This window comes from Bradyrhizobium sp. STM 3809 (assembly GCF_000239795.1).
Lineage (GTDB): Bacteria > Pseudomonadota > Alphaproteobacteria > Rhizobiales > Xanthobacteraceae > Bradyrhizobium.
In genome coordinates, this window is the sequence record NZ_CAFJ01000321.1 from 1 (window position 1) to 5342 (window position 5342).

4 protein-coding genes are annotated in these 5342 nt (G+C 69.6%); all 4 read left to right on the forward strand.

Annotation, left to right across the window (positions count from 1 at the left end; translation table 11 throughout):
- Nucleotides 1-1225 (forward strand): amidohydrolase/deacetylase family metallohydrolase (locus BRAS3809_RS17915; RefSeq protein ID WP_035656656.1); only part of this gene is annotated, 1225 nt, incomplete at its 5' end.
- Nucleotide 1226: 1 nt separating this feature from the next.
- The gene (locus BRAS3809_RS17920) at nucleotides 1227-3599 is read left to right on the forward strand and encodes a xanthine dehydrogenase family protein molybdopterin-binding subunit (RefSeq protein WP_008963503.1); all 2373 of its coding nucleotides are present in this window, start codon (nucleotides 1227-1229) and stop codon (nucleotides 3597-3599) included.
- On the forward strand, nucleotides 3596-4426 hold the full coding sequence (locus tag BRAS3809_RS17925) for an FAD binding domain-containing protein (RefSeq protein WP_008963504.1): 831 nt from the start codon (nucleotides 3596-3598) through the stop codon (nucleotides 4424-4426). Before BRAS3809_RS17920 ends, BRAS3809_RS17925 begins: the two co-directional genes overlap by 4 nt.
- A partial coding sequence (locus BRAS3809_RS17930; RefSeq protein WP_035656659.1) for a 2Fe-2S iron-sulfur cluster-binding protein occupies nucleotides 4423-5342 on the forward strand: 920 nt, incomplete at its 3' end. The genes BRAS3809_RS17925 and BRAS3809_RS17930, both read left to right, overlap by 4 nt.

A 5342-nucleotide genomic window follows, 5' to 3' on the forward strand; every position in this document is an offset into this window, starting at 1 on the left:
TCCCGCCTCCGGGATCGATGGACTGAGGGATGTCGCCGTCCGCGACGGGCGCATCGCCGCAGTGCAGTCCGATATCCTGCCGACCAGCGCCAAGGACGTCGTAGACGTCAGCGGCCAGCTCGTTCTTCCAGGACTGATCGACACCCACGCCCATGTCTATCAGTACGTCACCGGCCGCTTCGGCATGAACGCGGATATGGTCGGAGTGCAGTCGGGCGTCACCAGCCTGATCGACCAGGGCGGCCCGTCCTGCATGACGCTGCCCGGCTTCCGCCACTTCGTCGCCGAACAGGCGCAATCGCGCGTCTATGCGTTCCTGTCGGCCTATCTGGTCGGCGGCCTCGAGGGGCACTACTACCCTGACCTCTACAGACCTGACTGCGTCGACATCGACGCGACGGTGAAATCGGCCGTCGCCAACCGTGACCTCGTGCGCGGCATCAAGGCCCATGCCGAGATCGGCGGGTTCGCGCGCTGGGGCATCCGGGTGATCGAAATGGCCGCGGAGATCGGCCGCCGCGCCGAGCTGCCGGTCTACGTCCATTTCGGCCAGCTCTGGGGCCTGCCCGCCAGCGGCACGAACGGCGAGGACGTCGATACGATCCTGGAGCGCGTGATTCCGTTGCTGCGTCCTGGCGATGTATTGGCGCATCCGTTCACGCGCCATCCCGGCGGCTTCGTCAACACCAAGGGCGATGTTCATCCGGTGATCCAGGCCGCGCTCGACCGCGGGCTCAAGGTCGACGTCGGCCATGGCAGTCATTTCTCCTACCGGCTGGCGCGCAAGGCGATCGATGCCGGCATCGTTCCGCATACGCTCGGTGCCGACATCCACGGCTACAACACGCACGTGCCGGCCCCGGCGGGCACACCGGACGAGCATGCCGACGACGAGAACCATCCGTTCGCGGGCCAGGCCAAATTCAGCCTGGTGCAAGCCATGAGCTCGCTGGTCGCGCTCGGGCTCACGCTGGAGCAGGTGGTGCCAATGGTCACGTCGAACCCCGCTGCCATGCTCGGCCTGTCCGATCAGATCGGCGCGCTGCGCCCCGGGATGGTGGCCGATGTCAGCGTGCTCCGGGAGCAGCAGGGTCGCTTCGTGCTGCGCGACAATGAGAAGACCGAGGTGATCGCGGAGAAGCTGCTGCAGCCGGTGTTCTGCCTGCGGGCCGGTCTTCGGCACGACGCGACGGCACCGATCCTGCCTTCAGCGATCGCGGCCTGACGTGACGGACGCGGCGCCGACCGTCTCGGATGATCGCGCGCCGCGCGGCGTCGGTGCGCGCCTGCCGCGCAAGGAGGACGATCGTTTCCTGCGCGGCCGCGGCCAGTATGTCGCCGATATCACGCTACCGGGACTGAAGGACGTCGCCTTCGTGCGCAGCCCGGTGGCGCATGCCCGGATCAAGGCGATCCACATTCCCCCCGAATACCGCGACGTCGTCTTCACGGCCGATGACCTCGAAGGCATCAAGCCGATCCGCGCCGTCTCCGGCCTGCCCGGATTCAAGATTTCCGAACAGCCGGTGCTGGCGGTGGGCAAGGTGCGCCATGTCGGCGAGCTCGTGGCGATGTGCGTCGCGCGCAGCCGCGCCGAAGCGGAGGACATCGCCGCGGCCGTCGAGCTCGAGCTCGAACCGCTGCCGGCGGTCCACGACATGCGGCTGGCGCGCGCGGCCGGCAGTGCGCTGGTGCATGAGCACTGGGGCGACAACGTCTTTCTGGAAACCAATTTCGAGGTCGACATCACCAGCGCGCTGGACGCGCCGATCAAGGTGACGCGCGACATCACTACCGCACGCCAGTGCATGGCACCGCTGGAAGGCCGCGGCGTCGTCGCGAGCTTCGATCACCGGCTCGATCAACTCACACTGCACACGGGCTCGCAGATGCCGCACATCGTGCGCAACGGCCTGTCCAACTGTCTCGGCATCGAACAGGGCCGCATCCGCATCATCGCACCTGATATCGGCGGCGGCTTCGGGCACAAGGGCATTCTGCTGCCCGAGGAGGTCTGCCTGAGCTGGCTCGCCATGCACAAGGGCATGACGGTGCGCTGGCTCGAGGACCGGCGCGAGCATCTGAGCGCGAGCGCGAATTGCCGCGAGCACGCCTACCACATCACGGTCTACGCCGATCGCGACGGCCGCCTCCGCGGCATCGACTGCGAGGCGATCGTGGATTCCGGCGCCTACTCCTCCTATCCGTTCTCGGCCTGCCTCGAAGCGGCGCAGATCGCGAGCATCCTGCCGGGCCCTTATCGGATGCCGGCCTATCGGTGCCGCACCTATTCGGTCGCGACCAACAAATGCCCGATCCTGCCGTACCGGGGCGTCGCCCGCACCGGCGTCTGCTTCGCGCTCGAGCTGCTGCTCGACGCCGTCGCGGCGGAGGCCGGGCTCGAACCAGCCGAGGTGCGGCTGCGCAATCTGGTGCAGCCGCAGGACATGCCGTTCGAGAACATCACCAACAAGCATTTCGACAGCGGCGACTATCCCGGCGCGCTGCAGCGGGCGCTTGCGGCCATCTGCGTCCCCGCCGTGCGCGCACGGCAGCAGCGCGGCGAGCCGGATGGCCGGCTGATCGGCACGGGGGTGTCGATCTATTGCGAGCAGGCCGCGCATGGCACCTCGGTCTACGCCGGCTGGGGCATCCCGATGGTGCCCGGCCATGAGCAGGCCACGGCGCGGCTCACGCCCGACGGCGGCCTCGAGCTGCGCGTCGGCGTGCATTCGCACGGCCAGGGGCTCGAGACGACGCTCGCGCAGGTCGCGCACGAGATCCTCGGCATAGATCCCGACAAGATCCGCGTCGTGCTCGGCGACACCGCGATGACACCCTACTCCACCGGCACCTGGGGCTCGCGATCGATGGTGATGGCCGGCGGCGCCGTCGGCACGGCCTGCCAACAGCTTGTCGCACGCGCCACGCGGATCGGCGCCAAGCTGCTGCAGCTTGCGCCCGAGGCGGTCAGCTGGCGCGAGGGCCGCGCCTGCGGGCCGAACGGCAGCGTGAGCCTCCCCGAGATCGCCCACACCTGGTACCGCCGGCCGCAGGATCTTCCCAACGATGTCGACCCGGCGGGTCTCGAGGTGACCAGCGGCTACAAGCCGCTGCGCGACAGCGGCACCTTCTCCTACGCGGCGCATGCCGTGACGGCCGCGGTCGATCCGGATCTCGGCGAGGTCGAGTTGCTCGACTACGTCGTCGTCGAGGATGGCGGCGTCCTCGTCAATCCGATGATCGTCGACGGCCAGATCCTCGGCGGCCTCGCCCAAGGCATCGGCACCGCGTTGTACGAGGAAATGCCGTTCGACGACGCCGCGCAGCCGCTGGCGACGACGCTGGCCGACTACCTGCTGCCTGGTCCGACCGAAGTCCCGGCGCCGCGCCTGTTCCACATGGAGACGCCGTCGCCCTACACGATGTTCGGCGTCAAGGGCATCGGCGAAGGCGGCGCGATCGCGCCACCTGCGGCGATCGCCAATGCCGTCAACGACGCGCTGCGGCCGCTGGGTGCGGAGCTGATGCAGTCGCCGCTGTCGCCGCGCCGGATCGTCGCGGCGGTGCTGGCCGCAAGACAGGCGAGCGCGCCGTGAAGGCCGCATCCTTCGCCTATGAGCGGCCCCGCAGCGTGAGCGACGCGCTCGCTCTGCTCGCAGACCCCGCTGGCGAAGCGCGGATCATGGCCGGCGGCCAGTCGCTCGGCCCGATGCTCAATCTGCGCCTGGCGCAGCCGCCGCGGATCGTCGACATCGCCGGGCTTGCCGAGCTTCGTTCCGTCGAGCGCGATGGCGATGCTCTCGTCATCGGCGCCTGCGTCACCCATGCCGACATCGAAGACGGCCGCATCCCCGACGTGACCCATGGCGTGCTGCAGCAGATCGCCCGCGGCATCGCCTATCGCGCCGTGCGCAACCGCGGCACCATCGGGGGCTCGCTGGGACACGCCGATCCCGCCGCCGACTGGGTGACGACGCTGGCCGCCCTGGGCGCCCGCGTGACGCTGGCGAGTTCCAAAGGCCGGCGCGACCTCGCCGTCGCGGAGTTCATCCAGGGCGCGCTGCAGACAGCGCTGCGTCCCGGCGAGCTCGTCACCGCCATCCGCCTTCCCGCGCTGCCGCCCACCGCGCGCTTCGGCTACGCCAAGGCCTGTCGCAAGCCCGGTGAATTCGCCCATGCGATGGCCGCCATTCTGATCGAGCCGGACATCGCCCGTAGTCGTGTCGTCATCGGCGCCATCGAGACGCGTCCGATCGTGGTCGACGATTCATCCCTGTTCGGCGGAGCGATCACCGATCTCAGGCAGCAGTTCGATCGCGACCTCGCCGACCGCCTGCTCATGCAGGCCGGCGTGACCGATCCGGCCGCCCGCCACATCCATGTGAGCGTGCTCGCGCGGGCGATCGCGGAGGTCGCGGCATGACGACGATCCAGCTCACGGTCAATGGCCGCGCGGCCGAGGCCAGCATCGAGCCCCGCACCCATCTCGCCGACGCCCTGCGTGATCAGCTCGACCTGACGGGCACCCATCTCGGCTGCGAGCACGGCGTCTGCGGCGCCTGCACGCTGCTGCTCGACGGCGTCCCGGCCCGCTCCTGCATCACGCTCGCCGTGGCCTGCGATGGCGCCACCGTCACGACCATCGAAGGCCTCGACGAGGACGAGGTCGCGGCCGAGCTGCGCGACGCCTTCACGCGCGAGCATGCCCTGCAATGCGGCTACTGCACGCCCGGCATGATCATCTCGGCGCGCGACCTCGTGCTGCGCCTCGATCATGCCGACGAGCAGGCCATCCGGGTGGGCCTGAGCGGCAATCTCTGCCGCTGCACCGGCTATGCCGGGATCGTGCGCGCGATCAGCGCCGTCATCGCGGCGCGGCGGCAGCGCGGCATCGCGGCCGTGACCGGCGCAGGTCGCATGGCGCTCGGCCCGGCGGGATCGCAGCCGCGCGCCATCGCCGCCACGGTCTCGCCGGCGCAGCCTGCGGCGGCCGGCGTCGAGCCATCCGGCCGCGCGGCGTTCGTTTCACGCGATCCGCCCGAGATGATGACCGCGAAGCCCGCCAAGAGCTTCGATGCATCGTTCACGGTGAACGCCGCGCCCGCGCAGGTCTTTGCGCTGTTCGGTCAGCCCCACACCCTCGCCGCATGCTTTCCCAGCGCCACCATCACGGATCTGCCGTCGCCCGATCGCATCGAAGGTGAGATCAAGGTGGCGATCGGCCCGCTGTCGGCCGTGTTCCGCGGTTCTGCGCGCATCGACCGCGACCCGAGGGATTTGTCGGGCCGGCTCATCGGCACAGGACGTGATCAGCGGAGCCGCAGCTCGACCTCCGGACA